The 22,389-nt window shown below is 32.8% G+C and carries 18 protein-coding genes and 1 tRNA gene; 8 read left to right on the top strand and 11 right to left on the bottom strand.

Features of this window, described 5'->3' with window-relative positions; genetic code table 11:
* Nucleotides 1-47: 47 nt before the first annotated feature.
* Both ACU4C5_RS07035 and ACU4C5_RS07040 read right to left on the bottom strand, forming a co-directional pair.
* Entirely contained in the window at nt 48-1,178 is a 1,131-nt protein-coding gene (locus ACU4C5_RS07035) for a glycosyltransferase (RefSeq protein ID WP_514132399.1), read from the bottom strand.
* Complete coding sequence (locus tag ACU4C5_RS07040) at nt 1,178-2,152, bottom strand: hypothetical protein (RefSeq protein WP_446846357.1); 975 nt, start codon at nt 2,150-2,152, stop codon at nt 1,178-1,180. Before ACU4C5_RS07040 ends, ACU4C5_RS07035 begins: the two co-directional genes overlap by 1 nt.
* Before the next feature lie 29 nt (nt 2,153-2,181).
* Between ACU4C5_RS07040 and ruvC the strand changes: the two genes are divergently transcribed.
* From ruvC to ACU4C5_RS07065, 5 genes are read left to right on the top strand one after another with little or no spacing between them, the layout of a single operon-like run.
* Nucleotides 2,182-2,736: a crossover junction endodeoxyribonuclease RuvC gene (ruvC, locus tag ACU4C5_RS07045; protein WP_446846358.1), complete on the top strand. Its 555-nt coding sequence runs from the start codon at nt 2,182-2,184 to the stop codon at nt 2,734-2,736.
* A gap of 48 nt (nt 2,737-2,784) precedes the next feature.
* Nucleotides 2,785-3,909 carry a radical SAM family heme chaperone HemW gene (gene hemW / locus ACU4C5_RS07050; protein ID WP_446846436.1) on the top strand — a complete coding sequence of 375 codons (1,125 nt, stop codon included), beginning with the start codon at nt 2,785-2,787 and terminating at the stop codon, nt 3,907-3,909.
* A 4-nt stretch (nt 3,910-3,913) separates the two neighbouring features.
* On the top strand, nt 3,914-4,663 hold the full coding sequence (locus tag ACU4C5_RS07055) for a cyclase family protein (protein WP_446846359.1): 750 nt from the start codon (nt 3,914-3,916) through the stop codon (nt 4,661-4,663).
* Nucleotides 4,663-5,271, top strand: coding sequence for a DUF4230 domain-containing protein (locus ACU4C5_RS07060; protein ID WP_446846360.1), 609 nt, complete (start codon nt 4,663-4,665; stop codon nt 5,269-5,271). Before ACU4C5_RS07055 ends, ACU4C5_RS07060 begins: the two co-directional genes overlap by 1 nt.
* On the top strand, nt 5,268-5,630 hold the full coding sequence (locus tag ACU4C5_RS07065; protein WP_446846361.1) for an MmcQ/YjbR family DNA-binding protein: 363 nt from the start codon (nt 5,268-5,270) through the stop codon (nt 5,628-5,630). The genes ACU4C5_RS07060 and ACU4C5_RS07065 overlap by 4 nt, the downstream gene beginning before the upstream one ends.
* 88 nt (nt 5,631-5,718) lie before the next feature.
* On the opposite strand, the gene ACU4C5_RS07070 is transcribed toward ACU4C5_RS07065, so the two are convergent.
* The 4 genes from ACU4C5_RS07070 to ACU4C5_RS07085 all read right to left on the bottom strand — a co-directional run bounded on the left by ACU4C5_RS07070 (nt 5,719) and on the right by ACU4C5_RS07085 (nt 12,064).
* The gene (locus ACU4C5_RS07070) at nt 5,719-7,170 is read right to left on the bottom strand and encodes a TolC family protein (RefSeq protein ID WP_446846362.1); all 1,452 of its coding nucleotides are present in this window, start codon (nt 7,168-7,170) and stop codon (nt 5,719-5,721) included.
* Nucleotides 7,163-10,405: an efflux RND transporter permease subunit gene (locus tag ACU4C5_RS07075; RefSeq protein ID WP_446846363.1), complete on the bottom strand. Its 3,243-nt coding sequence runs from the start codon at nt 10,403-10,405 to the stop codon at nt 7,163-7,165. The genes ACU4C5_RS07070 and ACU4C5_RS07075 overlap by 8 nt, the downstream gene beginning before the upstream one ends.
* Before the next feature lie 18 nt (nt 10,406-10,423).
* A complete protein-coding gene (locus ACU4C5_RS07080) occupies nt 10,424-11,506 on the bottom strand; it encodes an efflux RND transporter periplasmic adaptor subunit (protein WP_446846364.1) in 1,083 nt (360 codons plus the stop codon).
* 147 nt (nt 11,507-11,653) lie between these two features.
* Nucleotides 11,654-12,064 carry a hypothetical protein gene (locus tag ACU4C5_RS07085; protein ID WP_446846366.1) on the bottom strand — a complete coding sequence of 137 codons (411 nt, stop codon included), beginning with the start codon at nt 12,062-12,064 and terminating at the stop codon, nt 11,654-11,656.
* A gap of 194 nt (nt 12,065-12,258) precedes the next feature.
* Between ACU4C5_RS07085 and ACU4C5_RS07090 the strand changes: the two genes are divergently transcribed.
* Together ACU4C5_RS07090 and ACU4C5_RS07095 are read left to right on the top strand one after the other, a co-directional pair.
* Nucleotides 12,259-13,545, top strand: a complete 1,287-nt coding sequence (locus tag ACU4C5_RS07090; protein WP_446846367.1) for an APC family permease — start codon at nt 12,259-12,261, stop codon at nt 13,543-13,545.
* A 246-nt stretch (nt 13,546-13,791) separates the two neighbouring features.
* Nucleotides 13,792-14,370: a PhnA domain-containing protein gene (locus tag ACU4C5_RS07095; protein WP_446846368.1), complete on the top strand. Its 579-nt coding sequence runs from the start codon at nt 13,792-13,794 to the stop codon at nt 14,368-14,370.
* A gap of 69 nt (nt 14,371-14,439) precedes the next feature.
* Here ACU4C5_RS07095 and ACU4C5_RS07100 read toward each other — a convergent pair whose 3' ends face one another.
* The 3 genes from ACU4C5_RS07100 to ACU4C5_RS07110 all read right to left on the bottom strand — a co-directional run bounded on the left by ACU4C5_RS07100 (nt 14,440) and on the right by ACU4C5_RS07110 (nt 17,738).
* Nucleotides 14,440-15,843, bottom strand: coding sequence for a M56 family metallopeptidase (locus ACU4C5_RS07100; RefSeq protein WP_446846369.1), 1,404 nt, complete (start codon nt 15,841-15,843; stop codon nt 14,440-14,442).
* A gap of 2 nt (nt 15,844-15,845) precedes the next feature.
* Nucleotides 15,846-16,211 carry a BlaI/MecI/CopY family transcriptional regulator gene (locus ACU4C5_RS07105; RefSeq protein ID WP_446846371.1) on the bottom strand — a complete coding sequence of 122 codons (366 nt, stop codon included), beginning with the start codon at nt 16,209-16,211 and terminating at the stop codon, nt 15,846-15,848.
* Between the two features lie 138 nt (nt 16,212-16,349).
* Complete coding sequence (locus ACU4C5_RS07110) at nt 16,350-17,738, bottom strand: dipeptidase (RefSeq protein ID WP_446846372.1); 1,389 nt, start codon at nt 17,736-17,738, stop codon at nt 16,350-16,352.
* Between the two features lie 102 nt (nt 17,739-17,840).
* Between ACU4C5_RS07110 and ACU4C5_RS07115 the strand changes: the two genes are divergently transcribed.
* A tRNA-Leu gene (locus tag ACU4C5_RS07115) sits at nt 17,841-17,922 on the top strand.
* Between the two features lie 209 nt (nt 17,923-18,131).
* Here ACU4C5_RS07115 and ACU4C5_RS07120 read toward each other — a convergent pair.
* Both ACU4C5_RS07120 and ACU4C5_RS07125 read right to left on the bottom strand, forming a co-directional pair.
* Nucleotides 18,132-20,981 carry an alpha-amylase family glycosyl hydrolase gene (locus ACU4C5_RS07120; RefSeq protein ID WP_446846373.1) on the bottom strand — a complete coding sequence of 950 codons (2,850 nt, stop codon included), beginning with the start codon at nt 20,979-20,981 and terminating at the stop codon, nt 18,132-18,134.
* A gap of 76 nt (nt 20,982-21,057) precedes the next feature.
* Nucleotides 21,058-22,377, bottom strand: a complete 1,320-nt coding sequence (locus ACU4C5_RS07125; protein WP_446846374.1) for a SusE domain-containing protein — start codon at nt 22,375-22,377, stop codon at nt 21,058-21,060.
* Nucleotides 22,378-22,389 lie beyond the last annotated feature (12 nt).

Genomic DNA, 22,389 nt, shown 5'->3' on the forward strand with positions numbered 1-22,389 from the left:
AGTATGTTGTGTACTTGTAAAATTAGTGAAAATAAATGATAAGTTACTTATTTTGAAAACTGGCGTCCTTTCCAATTATAGTCTTTAAATAAAGAGATGAAAACTACAAAAACGCTAAAAAATGGATAAGAAACTCCAGAGATTAAGTAGCTTGTTAAATGTTTTTTCTGATTAAAAAACAGTGCTGTTTTATTTATTAATATAAAATCGACACCTATTTTTATAGTAAAAAACATACTAAATGTTGTTAGAGGAAGTAGTCTAAAAGCTAACAGAAACCATAAAACGAAGGTGAGTAAATTCATCATAAAAACCGTTAATCCTGCAATTTTTGAAAACCAATCATCATATTTTGATGCTTTTGCAGCCCAACGGACGCGTTGTGAAACCAATTGTTTAAAATTAGCTTCAGGATTTGTTTGTACAATAGCATCTTTATGTTTTAAATACGTAACACTTTCGGGAGCAAATTTCACCGCTTTTTCAAGCATAAAAACATCATCTCCACTAGCTATATTATTATTGCCTTTAAATCCGTTTAAAGTATTAAAAAATGTTTTATTATAAGCTAAATTAGCACCGTTACATAAAAAGGGTTTTTTAAGTCCAAATGCCCCAATTGTCGCGCCTTGTAAACTTAAGATATCTAAAATTTGAAACCGCTCAAAAGTGGTACTTGCGTTAGCGAAAGTAACTGGCGCAACTATAAAATTGCAAGTGTTTTGTATGATGCATTCATTAAAAGTATGGAGCCATAAATTAGGTAAAATACAATCGGCATCGGTAGTGATTATCCATTCATATTTTGCTTTTAAAATTGCCGTTGTAATCGCATCTTTTTTAGGAGATTTACTCATACGAATATTATCTATAATTGTAATATTTAGTTTTTGAGATGCTGTTTTTATAAATTCTGAAATGACTGTAGCAGAATTGTCTTCGGAAGCATCATTTACCAATATCACTTCAAAATTTGCCTTCGGATATTTTAATTCACCAATAGTTTTTAAAAGTTCAGGAAGGTTTTTAGATTCATTTCTAAACGGAATAATGATAGAAAATTTAGTCTTTGGTTTTAAGTTTTTAAGTTTGAAATCACTCACTTTATTAAACCCAAAAATGAGACTCAAAATAAGTGTAACATATAAAAAAGTGATTATAAAAGCAATGTAAAACATTAGATGGTTTTAGAATTTGGTAACTTAAAATTAAGTATATAATAACTTCCCAAAACACTTGGGATTACAAAATTAAGCAACCACATTAATGTAATGCTACTTAAAATGGTGAGTTGATTTACACCAGCAAAATCAAATAAATATACTGCAATACTTCCTTTTATAACTACATCAAAAATAAATATGGACGGAATTATAGATGCTAAAAGGTACATGCTACAAATAATTATCATCGCATTAGTATAACTGATATTTACACCAAAAATAAGAAGTAAATAGTATAATTGAAATGAAAAAACACCATAACGTATTATTGAAAACACAACAGTAAATAGTTTTGTTTTTTTACTGATAAGCTTATAGAAAGCATGAGTTTTTTCAAAAGAAAACCATTTTACTTTAAATACTTTTTTCTTTAATAATATGCCAATTATAATAAGTAATACGCTTATAAAAACTACTAGTTTTAAAATTTTTACGTTATCAAAATTCAGTTGATATATTTTGTCAAAATAAAAAAGACCAACCATTCCAAAACAAGTAGTTACTAGCATTTGCGCTGTATTTCCTATTACGTTTAAACCTACAATTTTTTTGCGTTCTTCTTTTTTAAAATACATGGCTTTTGCGCCATATTCTCCAATGCGGTTTGGAGTAAATAACGATGCTGTGAGTGATCCTAAACTTTGTTCGGTAGCTTTTTTAAATGAAATTGGTTGTATAATATCAACAAGTGTTTTCCATTTTAATATTTCGAAAACCCAATTAAAAATGCTTAAAACAGAAAGAATAAGGCCGTTTTTAATTGAAAACACATTGTTTTTGTGTGTAAATGCTATAAAATCTCCAAACGATAAGTCTTCATTTTGAGTCAGTTTATAATATATAAAATAAAAAGCGCCAACAACTATGCTTAATTTAATAAGTAGAGCAAAGAATTGTTTAATTTTGTGAGGAAGCGTTTCAAAATGCATGCTGCAAATTAAATCAATTTATTGTTAAAATGGCTAACGAAAAAATTATATTAGGTATCGATCCCGGAACAACAATTATGGGATTCGGACTCATAAAAGTTGTTGGTAAAAAAATGCAGTTTTTGCAACTTAATGAACTCGATTTAAAAAAATACGACGATCATTATTTAAAATTGAAACTCATTTTTGAACGCACCATTGAGCTTATTGAAACACATCATCCAGACGAAATTGCTATTGAAGCGCCTTTTTTTGGTAAAAATGTACAAAGTATGCTAAAATTAGGTCGTGCTCAAGGTGTTGCCATGGCAGCCGGATTGAGTAGGGAAGTACCAATTACCGAGTACGCACCAAAAAAAATTAAAATGGCAATTACAGGAAATGGAGCCGCAAGTAAGGAACAAGTGGCAAAAATGCTACAAAGTTTATTGGGCATAAAAACGCTTCCTAAAAACCTGGATTCTATGGATGGTTTAGCTGCAGCAGTTTGTCATTTTTATAATGCCGGACGTGTTGAAATAGGAAAAAATTATTCGGGTTGGGCAAGTTTTGTAAAGCAAAACGAAAGCCGAGTAAAAAAATAAGGGTTCATTAATTAAAATATAAAAATTATCGCAGGAATTTATATACATATCCCGTTTTGTAAACAAGCTTGTTTTTATTGTGATTTTCATTTTTCGACCTCTTTAAAAAAGAAAGATCAATTGATTAAAGCTCTAATTACCGAGCTAGAATTACGTAAATCTACGTTTCAAAATAAAACGGTGGAGACTATTTATTTTGGTGGTGGTACGCCAAGTATGCTGTCTGTTGCAGAGTTAAAATTACTTATTGATGCTGTGTACAAAAATTATACAGTTTGCGACACGCCCGAAATTACTCTCGAGGCAAATCCAGATGATTTAATGACTGTGAAATCGCAGTCTGAAACCATTTTTGAAAATTATCGTAGCATCGGTATTAATCGATTATCTATAGGAATTCAGTCGTTTTTTGAAGATGATTTAAAAAGTATGAATCGCGCTCATAATGCTGAAGAAGCTAAAAAATGTTTGCAAGAAGCGACTCAGTTTTTCGATAATATAACGATCGATTTAATTTACGGAATACCTAATATGAGTCTTCAAAAATGGAACGAGAATTTACAAATTGCTTTTAATTTTGGTATTAACCATATTTCAAGTTACGCACTAACGGTAGAACCTAAAACTGCACTTGATACTTTTATAGCAAAAGGCGATTATCCTCCAATTGACGAGGCTTTGGCCTTAGCACATTTTAACCATTTAATTGCCGAAACTACCGCGCATGGTTTTGTGCATTACGAGATTTCAAACTTCGGAAAACCAGACTATTTCTCAAAACATAATACCAGTTATTGGCAAGGAAAACCCTATTTAGGTATTGGTCCATCGGCACATTCTTTTATTGAAAATACCCGCAGTTGGAACATTGCAAATAATACTAAATATATTAACGCTTTCGCGGAAAAAACGCTGCCAAGTACTTCGGAGGTTTTAAGTACTGCCGATCAATATAACGAATATGTAATGACAAGTTTACGAACCATTTGGGGCGTCTCTTTATCTACCGTTTTAGAAAAATTTGGCACCAAATATCACAACTATATATTAAGCGCTTCAGAAACTTTTATAACTCAACAATTATTGTATATTGATAATGATAAGCTATTAGTAACCGCTAAAGGAAAATTTTTAAGCGACGGAATAGCTTCAGATTTATTCAAAATTAATTAAACTTATGATTGCAACAATTCAACGTAATTCTTCAAAATATAAAATAGATTTATCACAACCTTTAGATATCTCAATCCCTTTAATCGCCTCAAAAAACAATGTCAATGCTTGGTATATTGATGAGCCAAAAATTGAACCTGTTACTGCCGATGATTGGGTGGGAAGTGTTACTGAAGGCTCAGCAGTAAATTTTAATAACATTTATTTTAACCCTCATTCTCACGGAACGCATACCGAATGTGTAGGTCATATTACCGAAAAAGTATATTCAATAAATAAGAATTTAAAGCAGTTTTTCTTCTTTGGAGAAGTCATTACTATCGCACCAGAAAAAGTGGGAGACGATTTTGTGATTTCAAAAAAACAACTGCAATTTGCTTTAGGAAATAAAAAAAGAGATGCCGTTATTATTAGAACGTTACCTAATATGAGCGATAAATTATCTAGGCAATATTCAAATACAAATCCTACGTATATGCTTGAAGAAGCGGCGCAGTATTTAAAGAAAAAAGGGGTGAAACATTTATTAATTGATTTGCCAAGTGTAGATAAAGAAAAGGATGAAGGAAAATTAGTGTCACATAATGCCTTTTGGAATACGTCTGGGAAATTACGATTAGATGCTACCATAACGGAATTCATTTTTGTACCTAATCATGTTGAAGATGGTACGTATTTTGTAAACATACAAATAGCACCTTTTGAAAACGATGCAACGCCAAGTAAACCGGTGTTGTATAAAATTATAGACTAATGGATATTATTTTTGGATTAATCTTAGGAATTATTGTAACCATAGGTATTGTGAGTTATTTAAAACATCAACGCTCTAAAAAACTAGCAAATACACAATCTGTAATCTTATTAGATAAAATAAAAAAAGTCTGTAAATTTATTACTGTTGAAGGTGATTTTGCAGAAATTTACCATTACGAAGATGTAAAAGAACGTTTTTTGAAATTGATTTCTAGTCGAAAAAAAGCCTTAGTTATTATAAATGCGAAAGCACATGTAGGGTATGATTTTGCCAAAGTAAAACTAGAAGCCAATCAAAAAAATAAAACAATCACACTCTTAGATTTTCCGCAACCTGAAGTGTTAAGTATTGAAACTAATTTAAATTATTATGATAAAACCGATGGCGTTTTTAATCGTTTTGAGGCTTCCGATTTAACAGGATTACACAATGAAGCAAAACTTCATATAATGGATAAAGTTCCGGAAAGTGGGTTGTATAAAGTAGCACAAGGAGAAGCTTTAGAAGCTATTTCGCTTATAGAAAATATTGTAGAAACTATTGGGTGGAAATTGGATTATTCAGCATTAAAAATAGAAGGGGAATCAACAAAACTTTTAAAATGAACATCTCACAATTACACGAGTATTGCCTAAATAAAAAAGGAGTTACTGAAACGTTTCCTTTTGATAAAGATACGCTTGTGTTTAAGGTATTGGGTAAAATGTTTGCCTTATTTCCGTTAGAAAAATGGGAAAAAGGAGAAGGATCGGTGAATTTAAAATGTGATCCAGATTATGCTTTAGAGCTTCGTGAAACTTACCCAAGTATTGAAGCCGGTTGGCACATGAGTAAAAAACACTGGAACTCACTTTACATTTATAAGGGAGAATTAACGCCGCAATTAGTGTTTCAACTTATTGATCATTCTTATGATATGGTTGTAAAAGGGATGCCTAAAAAAATGAGAGAAGAGTTGTCATAATAATCACTTTACATTACATAAATCAAAAAGCCATTTCATAATATATATGAAATGGCTTTTCTTTAACACTAAAAACAATTAGCTGTTGCTATTGCCAACCTCCACCAAGGTGACGATACATAGAAACATGCGCTAATAACTGGTCTTTTTTAGTCTCAACAAGTTCAACTTGCGATTCTAGAGCGTCTCTTTGTGTAAGAAGAACCTCCATATAATCTGCTCTTGCCGATTTAAAAAGTTTATTTGTAATCTCTATAGATTTGGTTAACGCTTCAACTTGTTGCGCTTTTAGTCTATAGCTTTTTTTAAGATTATCAATATTTGATAGTTCGTTTGCTACTTCAATATACGCGTTTAAAATGGTTTTTTCATACTCAAAAATAGCTTGTAATTGTCTGTCGTTTGCATTATAATATTCCGCTTTAATGGCGTTTCTGTTTATTAAAGGCGCCGCCATATCTCCAACTACCGAGTATAATAAAGATTCTGGCATGGTGGTAAGATATTTAGGTTTAAAAGCTTCTAATCCTACTCCAGCTTTGATAGTGAATGATGGATAAAAATTAGCTTTAGCAACTTTAGTATCTAATTTGGCTGCAGCAAGCTCATATTCCGCTTGACGGATATCAGATCTGTTTACTAATAATTGCGATGGCACACCAACAAACATAGTATCGATTTCTTTTTCAATAAATTGTTCAGAATTTCTAGTGATATGTTGCGGTGTTCTACCAATTAAAAAGTTGATTTTATTTTCGGTTTCAACAATGTCTTGTTTCACTTCAAAACGTTCACTTTGGTTTTTAAATACTTCGGCTTCTAAACGTTGTACACCAAGTTCTGTTGCTCTTGCTGCTTGTTTTTGAAGTCTAATAATTCTTAAACCATTATTCTGAAGTTCTAAATTCTGTTCAATGATATTCAATTTGCTATCTAAAGCTTGAAGTTCATAATAAGAATCTGCAATTTCAGAAATAAGATTAGTAATCATGAAATTTTTTCCTTCAACAGAAGATAAATATTCCATAACTGCCGCCTTTTTAGAGTTGCGTAGTTTTTTCCAAACATCTAGTTCCCATGATGCCGAAATTCCAACATTATAATTAGGAAGTGGCTCCGGAAATTCTACTCCAGGTCTAATATCTGTATTCGCATCACTTGCACCTTGGCTAGTGTAACGTCCTACTTTTTCAACCTCTGCACCCGCTTGTACGCCAACAAAAGGGAGATATTCTCCCTTTCTAGTTTTGACTTCATTTTTGGCCATATCTACCTGTTGTAACATAATATTTAACTCTTGGTTGTTCACCAATGCAGTATCAATAATAGCGGTTAAATTAGGGTCGTTAAAAAAGGCTTTCCAATTTATATTAGCAGTATTTGTACTGTCTTTTACGGCAACTTCTTGATAGTTGCCTGGTAAAACAGTACTCTCATCTCTAATTTCTCGGGTTGGTACACAGCTATAAAATACAACGGTTGTTAATACTGAAGCAAGTACCACCTTAAAGCTTGTGAATTTTATATTATATTTATTCATTGTCTTTACGTTTCATTAGTTTTTTTAACTGTCTGCTAATTACATTCAGTTTTTTCTCTACATTATCTTCGGCTTCGCTATGTCTCATTATTTCTTCTGAAACAGGTTCTTGAGCTTCATCTTTAATTAAACTACGTCCTTCAGCCATTTTACCAAAAACATAATATAATCCTGGAATAATAATTACCCCTAATAAAGTTCCTATAAGCATTCCACCAAGTGCAGATCCTCCAATAGTTCTGTTTCCAATAGCTCCAGCTCCTGAAGCGAAAATTAAAGGAATTAATCCTGCAATAAATGCAAATGATGTCATTAAAATTGGTCTGAAACGCATTTTAGCACCTTCAATCGCGGCTTCTAAAATAGTTGCACCTTGCCTGTTTTTTTGAACGGCAACCTCTACAATTAACACGGCATTTTTACCTAGTAGTCCTACCAACATTATGACCCCAATTTGGGCGTATACATCATTAGAAAGTCCCATAAGTTTTAAGAGTAAGAATGACCCAAAAACTCCAACCGGAAGTGATAATAATACGGCGAATGGAAGTAAGAAACTTTCATATTGAGCCGCTAATACGAAGTACACAAATATGAGTACAATTCCAAAAACTAAAATGGCATCGTTTCCTCTATTGGCTTCATCGTATGATAAACCTTCCCATGCAATATCATAACCTCTAGGAAGTTTTTCTTTAGCGACTTCTCTAATCGCTTGAATAGCATCTGCGCTTGTAAACCCGTTTCCTGGAAGTCCTCTAATTGCTGCCGAATTGTAAAGGTTGTAACGTGTAATCTCATTAGGACCTAAACGTTTTTCCATTTTCATGAACGCAGAATAAGGTACCATTTCGCCTTCTTCATTCTTCACATAAAGCTTTTCTAAATCGGAAGGTAAGCTTCTGTATTCTGGAGCTGCTTGTGTATAAACTTTAAAGAAACGACCAAACTTAATAAACCCTTGTTCGTAAGTACTACCAATAAGAATGTTTAGGTTTTCCATAGCTTTTCCTATAGAAACTCCTTTTTGCATTGCTGCTTTATTATTGATAACTAACTCATATTGAGGGTAGTTTGCTGCGAAGAATGTAAATAAACCAGTAAGTTCTTCACGCTTGCTTAACTCGGCAATAAACTCATTATTTACTCTTTCAAATTCTTGATAATCAGTTCCGTTAGTTTTGTCTAATAAACGTAATGAAAATCCTCCTGAAGAACCAAAACCTGGAACTGCTGGTGGTTCAAAAAATTCAATAACTGCACCAAGATCTTTAGATTCTTCTTCTAATTCTTCCATGATTTCATGCACAGAATGTTCTCTGTCTGACCATGGTTTTAGGTTAATTAAACATGTACCAGCATTAGATCCACGTCCTTCAGTCATAATTTCATATCCCGCAAGTGACGATACAGAGGCGACACCATCCATTTCTTCACAAATTTTTTGCAGTCTGTGAGCTACTTCATTAGTGCGTTCTAATGTTGCTCCCGGAGGAGTTTGTATAATGGCATAAATCATCCCTTGATCTTCACTTGGGATAAATCCTGCAGGAAGTACTTTATTAGTTACGAAAATACCAGCACAAAATGCGATTAAAATTCCGAAGGTAATAACACGTCTGTTTACAATGTGTTTAAGAAAACCAACATAACGACCGGTAAGTTTTTCAAAACCACCATTAAACCAATCAATAAAACGATTTATAGGTGTTTTCTTTCTAGGTTTACCGTGTGTGTTTTTAAGTAACATTGCACAAAGCACAGGTGTTAATGTTAATGCTACAATTGCTGAAATTACAATTGATCCGGCCATAGTAATTGAAAACTGGCGGTAAAATACACCTACAGGTCCAGACATAAATGAAATAGGTATAAATACCGAAACCATTACCAAAGTAATTGCTATAATTGCTCCTCCAATTTCTCCAAGAACTTCAGATGATGCTTTGTAAGGTGAGAGGTTTTCTTCGGCCATTTTTACATGGACCGCTTCTACCACCACAATGGCATTATCTACCACAATACCAATGGCGAGTACTAAAGCAAATAGGGTAATAATATTAATAGATAACCCAAATAATTGCATCACAAAAAAGGATCCAATTAAAGATACCGGAACTGCGATAATAGGGATAATTGTAGAACGCCAATCTCCAAGAAATAAGAATACTACAATAGCTACAAGAATAAAAGCATCTCTTAAAGTATCAATTACCTGATCTATTGAGGCGTTTAAGAATGTAGAAACATCATAACTAATTTTATAATCTACTCCCGGAGGTAAGTTTTCTTTAATCTCTTTTAGTTTTTCTTTTACATCTTTTATAACATCACTACCGTTACTTCCAAAGGTTTGTTTTAATACAATTGAAGCAGATGGGTCACCATCTAAATTGGAGTAGATATCAAAAAATTCACTTCCTAATTCTACATCGGCAATATCACCAAGCGAGATGGTTTCTCCTTCGGCATTGGCACGAATAATAATACTTTTGTATTCGTCGGGTTCGCTATAACGGTCTCTATAGGTTAATACATACTCTAAAGCTTGCGATTTTTTACCCGAACTACGTCCAATTCGTCCTGGTCTAGCCAAAATACTTTGGTCTTCCATGGCTTCTAATACTTCTTCTGCCGAAATATTATAAGCACGCATTCTATCTGGTTTTAACCATACACGAATTGCAAATTTTCTACTCCCTAATATTTGAGCACTTGCAATACCGTTAATACGTTGTATTTCTGGTACAATTTGAGTGTAAGCATAGTTGTATAAGAATTTTTCGTCGTTATTTTTATCTTTACTAAATAGGTTAACGTACATTAACATACTTGGTTGTACGGGCGTAATTACAACACCTTCACGTTGTACCAATTCTGGAAGTAAAGGCATTACTTGATCTACACGCGTTTTTACCCTTACCACCGCATCATTGGGATCGGTTCCAGGTTCAAAAATAATACGTAAAGTTCCTTCACCAGCACTTGTAGCATCAGAAGCAATATATCGCATTCCTTGTACACCATTTATGGCGGTTTCAAGCGGGATTAATGTTGATTTTACTAATACATCTGCACTAGATCCTGGGTAAGCAATAAATATATTTACGGTTGTTGGGGCAATTTGTGGAAATTGCGAAATAGGTAATTGTTTAATAGCTAACAACCCTAGAAACACAATAATAACCGATATAACGATAGCGAGTACCGGTCTTTTTATAAATTTTTTAAACATTATGTGAGATTTTAGGGGTTATTCGGCGTAGATATCCAAGTGAGAAAGTACCTCGTTTGGATCTTCAACTTCAAATTGAATTTTTTGATTGTCTTTAACCAATCTGATACCATCTAAAAGAATATGATCATTTTCAGTAATACCATCTTTAATGGCAAACAAGTGAGACAATTCGGCAGCGACCGTAATTTCTTTTTGTCTTACAACGTGATCTTCTCCAATAACAAACACAAAACGTTTATCTAAAACTTCGAATGTTGATTTTTGCGGAATTAATAAGGCATGTTCTAACGGAATAGTCATTAAAACACTTCCGGTTTCACCATGTCTTAAAATACCATCTGGGTTTGGAAATGTTGCTCTAAAGGCAATGTTACCTGTTTCGCTATTAAAATCTCCTTCAATAGTTTCAACAATTCCTGTTTGGTTGAATTTTTTATTATTAGCTAATAATAAATCTACTTCTTCATTTTCTGTTCGGTCAACATTCATGATATAATCTAAATATTCTGCTTCCGGAACATTAAAATAAACCCACATTTTGCTGTTGTCAGAAAGTGTAGTTAACAGTTCGCCTTCGTCTAGCATACTACCTTCTCTTACATGTAAATGATCCACAAGACCTTCAAAAGGTGCTTTAATACTTGTAAAACCTAAATGTGTACTAGCAAGCGAAACTTCGGCTTTAGCCTTATTATAATTAGCTTTAGCAAGTGCTAACTCATTTGGAGATACCACATCGTTATCTGCTAAAAGTTTGGTGTTTTCATATTCAATTGAAGCGGCATCACTTTCGGCAGCAGCCTTTTGTAATTCGGCTTGATAAACGTTAGGCATAATCTGAAATAATGATTGTCCGGGTTTTACTTTCTGACCTTCATCAATAGCTATTTTTTGAAGATAACCTTTCTCCATTGCTCTTAATTCAATATGTCTGATGGCATGAATTTGAGAAATATATCCTTTTGTAATTGAAGTATCCTTGTAAATAGGATTAGTAACCTTAAAGGTTCTTTCTTCGTGTTTTTCTTCCTTATGTGAGTTACAGCTAAAAGCAAAAAGCATAGCAAATGTACCTACGTAAATAGGGAGTTTTTTCATAATTAAAATGAATTTTTTAAAATAATAAATAGTGAGTGTGAGGTCTGGTGTTTTAAAATAATAAACAGACCAATTGCGCTTATAAATGATTATAAACGTGAGATGTTGAAGAGAAAAACTCCAATCATATTTTAAAGAAGGTGTATTTTAAATTCGAAAAACTTCAAATTGAATATAGCGCTTGCAACGGTTAAAGTTTACAGGCTTGCTTTGTGCTAACGTTGTTTGACGCTCAAGAGTATGGCGCGAAAATAACGCATGAAAAAAGACAGCAGAAAGACTGTCGTGATATGAAAAAGGATTGTATTTATTGGTGTTAATGTTGTCTTCAACTTCTTCATTTTCGCTAACTTCGGTTAAAAGTTGTTCAAAATCTAAAGCTCTTTTTGAATCTAAAGGACGAAATTCGTTATGAGAATTAATAACATCTGATTGATGTATTCCGTTAGTTTTATGTGAAGACGCCGAATGATTTAAAGTGGCATTTGCATACAAATTGGCCATCACTCCTAGAAGGATGATTACCGAAAGTATATATTTTACAAAAGCCTTTTTCATTTGGACTACAAAATTATTTTTGTGAGGAGTTTCTCGCAAGTTTTTTATGTTAAGTTTAACAAAGTTTTTAAACTCAATTAGGGGAACACAAAATATTTAGGGTGCAAATAACGGTTATAATTCTTTATAATAATGTGTTTGCCTCTTAAAATTAGTTGTTATTTGTATAGTTTTTGAAATTTAAAATTAAGATAATGAATAAAAAAATATCACTAAAAGACGCTATTTCTATAGGAATAGGAGGTATGGTTGGTGGCGGAATTTTTGCGGTTTTAGGACTTGCAGTTTCCTTAGCAAAAGGAGGAACACCTATCGCATTTCTTTTTGCAGGAATTATCGCGTTATTAACGGCTTATTCTTATGCTAAACTTTCAAAAAAGTTTCCAGAAAATGGTGGAACAGTACGATTTGTGCATCAGCAATATGGAAATGGAATATTTGCAGGAAGCATAAATAACTTGCTTTGGGTGAGTTATATTGTAATGTTGGCTTTATATGCATCGGCATTTGGGTCTTATGGTGCGGAGCTAATTCATATAAGCGGAGATAAAGCGATAGATGTGCGAATTAGCCAAACAGGAATTATTATTTTGGCTTTAGCTATAAATTATTTGAGCGTGAGTTTGGTGAGCCGTATAGAATCTGTAGCTGTAATTATTAAATTATTAATACTTATTGCCTTTATAGGAATTGGTTTTTATGGGTTTTCATTGCATCCCGAAAACCTTTCGCAACTTTCTCCCACAAATTGGGAAAGTCCGTTTTTACTTCTATCTGGAGGAATGGTGATTTTTGTTGCTTATGAAGGCTTTGAATTGATTGCTAATTCAATTTCCGACTTAAAAGACCGAGAGAAAAATACCGAAAAAGCATATTTTGGAGCGGTTGGTTTTGTAGTTGTTTTGTATGTTTTAATTGCTATTGTAACCGTTGGTTCTTTACCTTTTGAAAAAATTGCGAGTGCAAAAGATTATGTGCTTGCTGAAGCTGCGCAACCTACTTTAGGGCAAATAGGATTTACAATTATTACAATAACGGCATTGATTTCTACGTTTTCTGCTATAAATGCCACCATTTTAGGAAGCGGAAGAGTGAATTATGATATTGCTGAAGATGATGAATTGCCTAAATATTTTTGTCATAAATTTTGGGGTAAACCTATTGGGTTTTTAATTACCGCTGTTTTATCTATAATATTGGTGAATCTGTTTAATTTAGAAAGTATTTCGACCGCTGGAAGTGCTGGGTTTTTATTAATTTTCTGTTTGGTAAATTTTATAGGATTCAAAAAATATAAAGAATTAGGTTCAAAAAAATGGATTCACGCTTTAGCGAGTGTATTCTGTTTAATTGCCTTTTTTACGCTAATTGTTCAGCAGTTTTCAACAAATAAAATAGGTGTTGCGGTGTCTTTAGGGATAATTGTTTTTTGCTTTGTAATGGAATGGTTGTATAAAACTTTTGGTTTTAAAAAAGTGTAAAGTATCAAAACAAGCTAATCGATCAGGTTGGACACTTAATATAATTCCTGAAAAACAATCTATTTCAACCACAGGGATTTTTATTCCGAAGAAAATTATAAAATATATGAGGAAAAAACCAAGCTACAATTCTACATTATAATCCTTAAAAAGGAATGATTTTTAATGCTATAACCACAATCTAAAGTCATTTTATGCTTTTAATACGTTGCAATTACTATATTTGCTCGTATAAAAATAAATATAATGAGCGTACTAGAAACATTACAAACACGAAGCAATTCAACTTGCGAAATGTGTACTTCAACAACAGATTTAAATCAATATACAATTCCACCTTCATTAAACGAAAACGTAGCTAACGATGTGTTGGTTTGTAAAGTTTGTTTAGATCAGATTGAAGAAAATGTGGATATGGATCCAAATCACTGGAGATGTTTAAATGACAGCATGTGGAATGAAAATGTAGCTGTACAAATTATGTCTTGGAGAATGTTACAAAGATTACGTAACGAAGGTTGGCCAAAAGATTTATTAGATATGATGTATCTAGATGACGATGCTATTGCTTTGGCTCGTGCAACTGGAGAGGATAAAGATGACTCTGAAAAAATTATTCACCGTGATGTTAATGGTGTGATTTTAGTAAATGGAGACTCGGTAGTGTTAGTGAAAGATCTTAAAGTAAAAGGATCTAGTTTAGTAGCAAAACAAGGAACTGCAGTAAGAAATATTCGTGTTGATCATGAAAATGCAGAATTTATTGAAGGTAAAGTAGGGCCACAACAAATTGTGATTATTACTAAATATGTTAAGAAATTATAATAGCAAATTTTAGCTATTTTACATATAAAACCCCAAAAACGGATAGCTGTTTTTGGGTTTTTTTTTATGCTATTCTATTGTTATTCTAATTGGAGAAAGCATAAAAGATTCACTGTCTTTAATCATGAAAAAAAGTATCACATCTCCACTTTTTGATGATTCAAGTAATTTTTTCATTTTCTTGGTAAGCTTGTTTCCGTTTATTGTTTCGGTAGGTTTCCCTGGAATCTTCATTTTAAACTGATTAATAGCTCCTTTTTTAGTGGTTATTTTACAGTTTGAAAGCGCTGTTTTACTTAATATTATTTCTTTTGTAGGATCTATTTTTGTCCCGTTAATAAAAATAGCATCATCACTTTTACCATTGTTTGGAATTATAACAGGTGTTTCTGTGATGTAAACCAGTATTTGTTTCGTCTTAATTTTTTGAGCATTGATAGATAAATCTTCATTTTCTTTAATTAATGCTATGGCTTTGTCTGATGATATTTCTTTATCAGCATAAAAGAATTTTGTATTCTGTTTTGCCAAATCAATAACAAAATCTAAAGGAGTTTGTTGTGTGGTCGTGAGCGAATTAATCTGCTGTTCTGTAATTTTAGTTTCTTTTACGACTTCTTTTTTCTGACTGAATCCATAAAGTGACATGGTAATTAGTGGTAGAATCAATAATGTTCTTAACCAAATTTTCTGTGTTGAGGTGTGTGTGTTCATAATTGTAAAACGTTTTTTGATTGATGAATAATTAAAAGCATTTGCAAATGGTGTATTTGCCGCACTTGATGAGAATGCTAGTACTAAATTTTGATAGTTTGATTTTGATATTCCTTGATTTATCACGGCTTGGTCTGCTAGAAATTCATGATTTAATTTAATCTGTTTTTTTATCAGATAAATCAATGGGTGAAACCATAATACAACTTGTATAAATTCAATAAATAAAATATCAATACTATGTTTTTGTTTAGCGTGTGTTTGCTCGTGTAATATAACTTCGGTAGGAATTAATTGATTCTCAAAGCTGTTTTTATTCAGAAATATAAAATTTAAAAATGTGTGAGGAACACTTTCATTATTTAATAATACATTGGTGAATTGACCTTGTTGCTGCTTTTGATTTCTTTTGATTTTTAAAATAATGAGTGCTAAATTTCTAATAAATTTAATTCCGAAGATAAAAACACCAAGCGTATATAATGTCCATAATATTAGCGGTAAATAATTTGTAGGTTTAGTAATTTCTGCATTGGCATTTAAAAGCGTAAGAGGTGTTGCTGCTTCAATATTTTCAGAAATATAAACAGGATCTACATACGTTATAAATGTTATTAATGGTATTGAAAACGCTAAAATAATTACAGATAATAAGTAAATACGTTTAAAAACATGCATGTTTTCTTTCTCTAAAAACAGATTGTAGAAGACCATAAAAATGGTTAAACACGCGCTAAATTTTATAAGATAGATGAGCATAATTATTTGTTTTTAATTTCTTTATCTATAAGAGTTTTCAAATCTTGTAATTCTGCTTTTGTTAAATGGGTTTCTTTAGTGAAAAACGAAGCGAATTGCGATGCACTATCATTAAAAAAGTTTTTAATGATACCATTTACATGTTTTGAGAAATAGTCTTGTTTTTTTACAAGTGGATAATATTTTCTAGATTTTCCGTACAGTTTGTAACCTACAAATCCTTTTCCTGACATGCGTTTTAATAGTGTCGCGACTGTTGTTGTTGCTGGTTTTGGTTCTGGATAAGCTTCTAATAAATCTTTCATAAAAGCTTTTTCAAGTTTCCAAAGGTGGCTCATTAGCTCTTCTTCTGTTTTTGTAAGTTGCATGTTCTACAATTTTAGAGTTTGTTCTACGAATGTAGAGTAAATATTTAAGTTCTACAAATGTAGAGCGTGTTTTTTAGCCAAAAAAAATCCACATAGAACATAACTATGTGGATTAATCTTTGTTTTTAAGCTCTAATATTATTTAGAAAGCTCAGTAAAGTATTTGTAAAATAGCGGAATAGTTTCAATTCCTTTAAGGTAATTCCATACTCCAAAATGTTCGTTTGGCGAGTGAATGGCATCACTATCTAAACCAAATCCCATTAATATAGTTTTACTTTTCAATTCTTTTTCAAATAAAGCTACAATAGGAATACTCCCTCCACTACGTTGTGGTATTGGTGTTTTTCCAAAAGTATCAGCATACGCATTACTTGCAGCTTTGTAACCAATACTATCAATAGGAGTTACGTAACCTTGTCCACCATGATGAGGTGTTACAACAACTGTTACACCTTCTGGAGCGATATTTTCAAAGTGTGTTTTAAATAATTCGGTAATTTCTTCCCATTCTTGGTTTGGTACTAATCGCATTGATATTTTTGCATAAGCTTTACTAGCAATAACCGTTTTTGCACCTTCACCAGTGTAACCACCCCAAATACCATTAACATCTAATGTTGGTCTGATTGAGTTACGCTCGTTTGTAGTATATCCTGCTTCACCGTAAACAGCATCTATATCTAAAGCTTCTTTGTATTTATCTAAAGAAAATGGCGCTTTTGCCATTTGTGCACGTTCATCTGCTGATAATTCTTCAACTTTATCATAAAAACCAGGTACAGTAATATGATTGTTTTCATCATGTAAAGAGGCAATCATTTTAGTTAACACATTAATTGGGTTAGCTACAGCACCACCATATAAACCAGAGTGTAAATCTCTGTTTGGTCCAGTTACTTCAACTTCAACGTAGCTTAAACCACGTAAACCTGTTGTAATTGACGGTACATCTTTAGATATCATTCCTGTATCAGAAATTAAAATCACATCATTTTTAAGTTTCTCGTGATTGTTTTTTACAAAAGTTGCAAGGTTAACGCTTCCTACTTCTTCTTCTCCTTCAATCATAAACTTTACGTTACAAGGCAATTGGTTTGTAGAGGTCATAAGCTCCATGGCTTTAACGTGCATGTACATTTGTCCTTTATCATCGCAAGCTCCACGTGCAAAAATTGCACCTTCAGGATGAATTTCTGTATTTTTAATTACAGGTTCAAATGGAGGAGAGGTCCAAAGTTCAATAGGATCTGCTGGTTGCACATCATAATGACCGTAAACTAGTATTGTTGGAAGGTTTTTATCAATTATTTTTTCAGCATATACAATTGGATAGCCATCTGTTTCACAAATTTCAACAAAATCACAACCTGCTTTTTCTAAGCTGATTTTTACTTCATCTGCTGTTTTTAAAACATCATTTTTGTAAGCTGAATCTGCGCTAACAGACGGTATTTTAAGGAGTTCGATAAGTTCACTTAAAAATCGGTCTTTATGTTCTTCAACATAAGATTGTATATTTTTCATAGTCTATTGTTTGTATTTCATTCAAAAGTACAAAAAGTGTGACAATTTATTTGAAATAAATGCTTGTATATTAAAATATGTTTATATATTTGCAGTCCTTTTGCAGGCGTGGTGGAATTGGTAGACACGCTAGACTTAGGATCTAGTGCCGCGAGGTGTGAGAGTTCGAGTCTCTCCGCCTGTACAAACAGAAAGCTTCTTATTTATAAGAGGCTTTTTTTGTGTTTTATACTTAAATAAAGAATATACTTTAATTATTTAGATGGTTGCTGTCAAATATCACGTAAGAATAAGAGTTTTCTACTAAAAATGTGATAGTTATTAGCTATTGAATAATAAAAAAGGTTCAACATTATGTTGAACCTTTTTGTTTGAATATAAATTGTAAGCGTATTAAAACTTAATAAGTTTTGTGGTTTCTGTAGCTCCCAAACTGTTTTCGGCTTTTACAATATACATACTCTTTGGAAGACTTGAAATATCAAAAGTATGTCCTTTTTGGAAATCACCTTTAATATCTTTAATTAGTTTTCCTGTGATATCTATAATTTGTAAATGCGTAATTTGAGTAGTAATAGAAAATGAATTATTTGCAGGATTTGGGTAGATTGAAAAAGCATTAGCTAGCGTAGCATCTTCAATAGCTAATGTTGAAGAAGTGTTTCCAAAGATTCTAAATTGTCCTGGTGCAAGCTCAATAGTTGCAGCACTGTAAGTTGTTGCTCCAGAATCATCCATTAAATCATACCAGTTTCCTGTTGTAGGAAAATTGGTGTTTACTGTTTGTGCAATCACATCAAAATTAGCTAAAACAATTACGTTTCTTAATTCAGTAGTTGGTAAAGAAGTATCGTAAATGTCAATTCTAGGTGTTAAATTTCCAGAAGTAATTGTATAATCACCTTCAAAAACAGCTTCATTAATTTTTAAAGCATTTAATCTTGCCCAATCATTATATATCTGATTTCTATTGGCGTCCGCTAACCAGTTGTTTGACCATTGTGGTTGAGGTTTTGTATCTAACTTACAATTACCGTCTGTTCCATCTTCTGTATTTACGGTACCATTATTACACGTAAAAATAGAATTTTCCATTCCTAATTCTGCAAAATGCCAAATCATTTTAGGACCAGGAATTGTAAGTGTTACAGCGCCTAAAGCAGACATTCTTGATAAAGCAGTGTTTAAATCGGTTACATTATGTGCGGCATTTGTGGCATTCCCATATTGTAGATTTTTGTACATTAAACGTTCTTCATCATGACTTTCGGCATACCCAACAACGCGTGCTTTTGTGAAACCTCTAGCTTGGTGCCCCATACGAGTAAAATCGTTACTAGAATTGTATCCCATGGTTAATTGGTTGTACTCACTAGTCATTTTTCCCCAAAGCATAATTCCTTTACTAAGGGTTTCGTTAACTCTGTAATTTGCCCATTCTTGTTCTTCGTCATCTTGTCCCAAATGTTCAAAAATCACATAATGCGTAGGATCAAAACTCCAAGAATAATCTGCATATTGTTTTAAAATATCTACACGATCTTGTTGGAAAGCGTTGGTACAAGAATCACTACCTGTACAATTTTGAGTAAATCCTTTTGTTAAATCCCAACGGAATCCATCAATATTAAAATCTTCAATCCAATGTTTAATGACCCGCTGTGTGTAGTATTGTGTTCTTGGTTGTTGATGATTAAAATCGCTACCTACACTATAACTATGTGTTGCCACTTGATTAAAGTACGGATTTTCGCTACTTGGTTCTCCCCATCCATCGCCATCGGCATCATCCATCCACATTCTGTTCATAGGATTTCTACCAAAAGCATGATTTAGTGCGACATCTAAAATGACTGCAATATCATTTTGATGACATAGATCAATAAATTCTTTAAGCTTGTCCTCTGTTCCGTAAAACTTATCTAAAGCCATATGAAAAGAGGTGTTGTAGCCCCAACTTTCATTACCTTCAAATTCCATTACTGGCATTAATTGAATAGCGTTAACATTTAAGTTTTTGAAGTAAGCAATTTTATCAATTAAATCTTGAAAGTTCATATCAACATCAAAATCTCTAACGAGTACTTCGTAAATTACTAAATCTTCTTTTTTAGGTTTTTCAAAATTTGTTACTTGCCAATCAAATGCTGTTTTTCCAGTTTCTAATACGGTAACTTCACGTTCTTGACCAGCAGGATATGTAGGAAGGTTTGGGTAAGTATCTGCAGAAATATAAGGATCATCAAAAGGTGATAATACTAGTATTGAATAAGGATCGGCAGTTTTAACTAATTTAGGTGAGTTTATAATAGGAGATAAATCGGCTACCCAATACTGGTATGTTTCAATATCTCCAGTGGTAAGACCTGTTAGCTCTAACCAAAATTTACCTGTAGTATTATCTTTTTTCATGGCATAACCAGAAGTTGGTGTCCAATTGTTAAAACTTCCTGCAACGTAAACAAAATCTTTGTTTGGTGCATCTAAAACAAGTGTTGCTTTAGTAGTATCTGTAGTGTTATAATTAATTCCGTCTTCTAAATCTGAAGGTAGATCTTCTAATTCTGTACCGTTTACTAAAATTAAAAATGTGCGTGTAATAGAAGTTCCATTTTGAGTAATAACTAATTCACAATATTGATTTTCAGTTAAATTTGTAAACTGATATCCGTTGTAAAAAGTAGTACCGTTTTGTGTATGAATAGCTATTGTGTTTCCGTTTACATACAAAGCGTAATCTGCAGGACCGTTAGTGTTTTGTGCTAATACTTGCGTAGAACTGCTGCTGCCTACAAGTACAATACCGTTTTCGCTAGGCGAAGGATTAATCATTGTGACTTGAAAGGCACCAACGCTAATCTCTAAGTCTGTAGTTTGTTGAGAGCCATCAGCGCTTCTAAATACCATGTTTATTGCTGTGATACTTCCTGAAGGATTACTGTAGAAATCTTCAATTGTTGGTGTTAAATCTAACTTGTAAATATTCCCTGAAACTAATGTTAGTGTTGGTTGGTTGGTATTTCCCCAATCTCCAATAACGTTTTGCCAAGGATTTGTGTCATCGGTTGTAACGCCTGTATGTGCGTAAATTGTTCCGGTATAAGACTCTAATCCAGTACCTGTTTTATCAAATAAAATTGTTGCTGAATCGGTTTGATTAGGTGTTGCCCCTCCTTGCCATGATACTTGAGCAAAACTGTTTGAAGAAATAACTAGAATGAGTAATAGTAATAATTTTTTCATATCGTTTATTTGTTTGAAAAAAAAACCTACAAGACGCAATTGTTTCTTGTAGGTTTTTAAGTTAATTATATGTGTTTTATTGCCACTGATACATTGTTATTGTTGGTGGTTCAACAGCGAAATTTACTGTGATATTGTACGTTCCGGCAGTTACAGGGATATCTGCTCCTCCAACCTCTAATGTTCCGTCGTTTCCATCGTCACCATAATTAAGAGCCCAAGCATCGTTTTGACGTACTTTTGCAAATCCATTAGTTAAAACAGCTCCGTTAATGTAAAATGTACCTTCATTAATTCCGAAATCTGGTACAAATTTTTGATCTGGTCCATCCCAAGCGTTAACCGTTCCATCTCCAACAAGTCCCCAAACATCCATTGGTTCTAACGTGTACTCAAGTGCGTTTAAGTCTAAAGTTACAAGATAATGTCCGGCAGTAACAGTTATGTTAGTTCCATTATTATCAAGGGTTCCATCAACACCATCATCACCGTAATTTAATCCCCAATCGTTATTAAAACGGAATTTAAACTCACCATCTCCAAGAGTTACTACAGCTTTCCAATTGTCTTGGTACGGATTGTATGCTAACATCATATCAGGACCATCCCAAGCATTTGTAGTTGCGTCTCCAACAAGTCCCCAAGTATAATCTTCCATACTCCAAGTAAAGTCGTTAAGATTCATGGTTATTTTATAAGTTCCTGCAGTTACAGGAATGTTTGTTCCTCCAGCATCTAATGATCCATCGGCGTCAGTATCACCATAATCATTAATCCATTCATTATTTTCTCTGAATTTAATTTCACCATCTCTTAACGTAACATAAGCAACTAAAACCCCAGCAGAACCTGTTGTGTAAAGTGGTAAATCTGGAATATTCTCGGTTCCCCAAGCTCCAGGAGTTGCACTTCCTACTAGTCCCCAACTAGATGTTAAATCTAAAAGAGAAGAATAAGGTGTTACTGCTAATATTGCTGTGTTAGAGTAAATTTTTTGAGAATCACTTAAAGTAACTTCAATTTTAATATTTACATTATCTTCAGTGTTAGGTGTTAAGCCAAGTGTTAATAATTTATTGTTTAATTCTGAAACTGTAAATGTTTTCTCTGTTGCTGTTGCTACAGGAATAATTTGAGCATTAGCAAAATCACCACCTTCAACATCTATTAAAATGTTGTAGGTAGGTGCTGCGTTAAAGCCAAAATCTGGTTCATCCCAAGATACAACTACAGTGTTATCTGTAGCAGTATCTTCGGTAAGTGTTACAGTGGTTTCAGAGAGCATTACTGTAACATTTGCATTGGGATCTATTTGTACAAGTTCAACATCGTCACAAGCTGTAAAAACAAGCAAAGCGCATAATGCTAAAATTGATGTGTTAATTATTTTTTTCATATTAATTCGATA

Source organism: Lacinutrix undariae, from assembly GCF_052934785.1.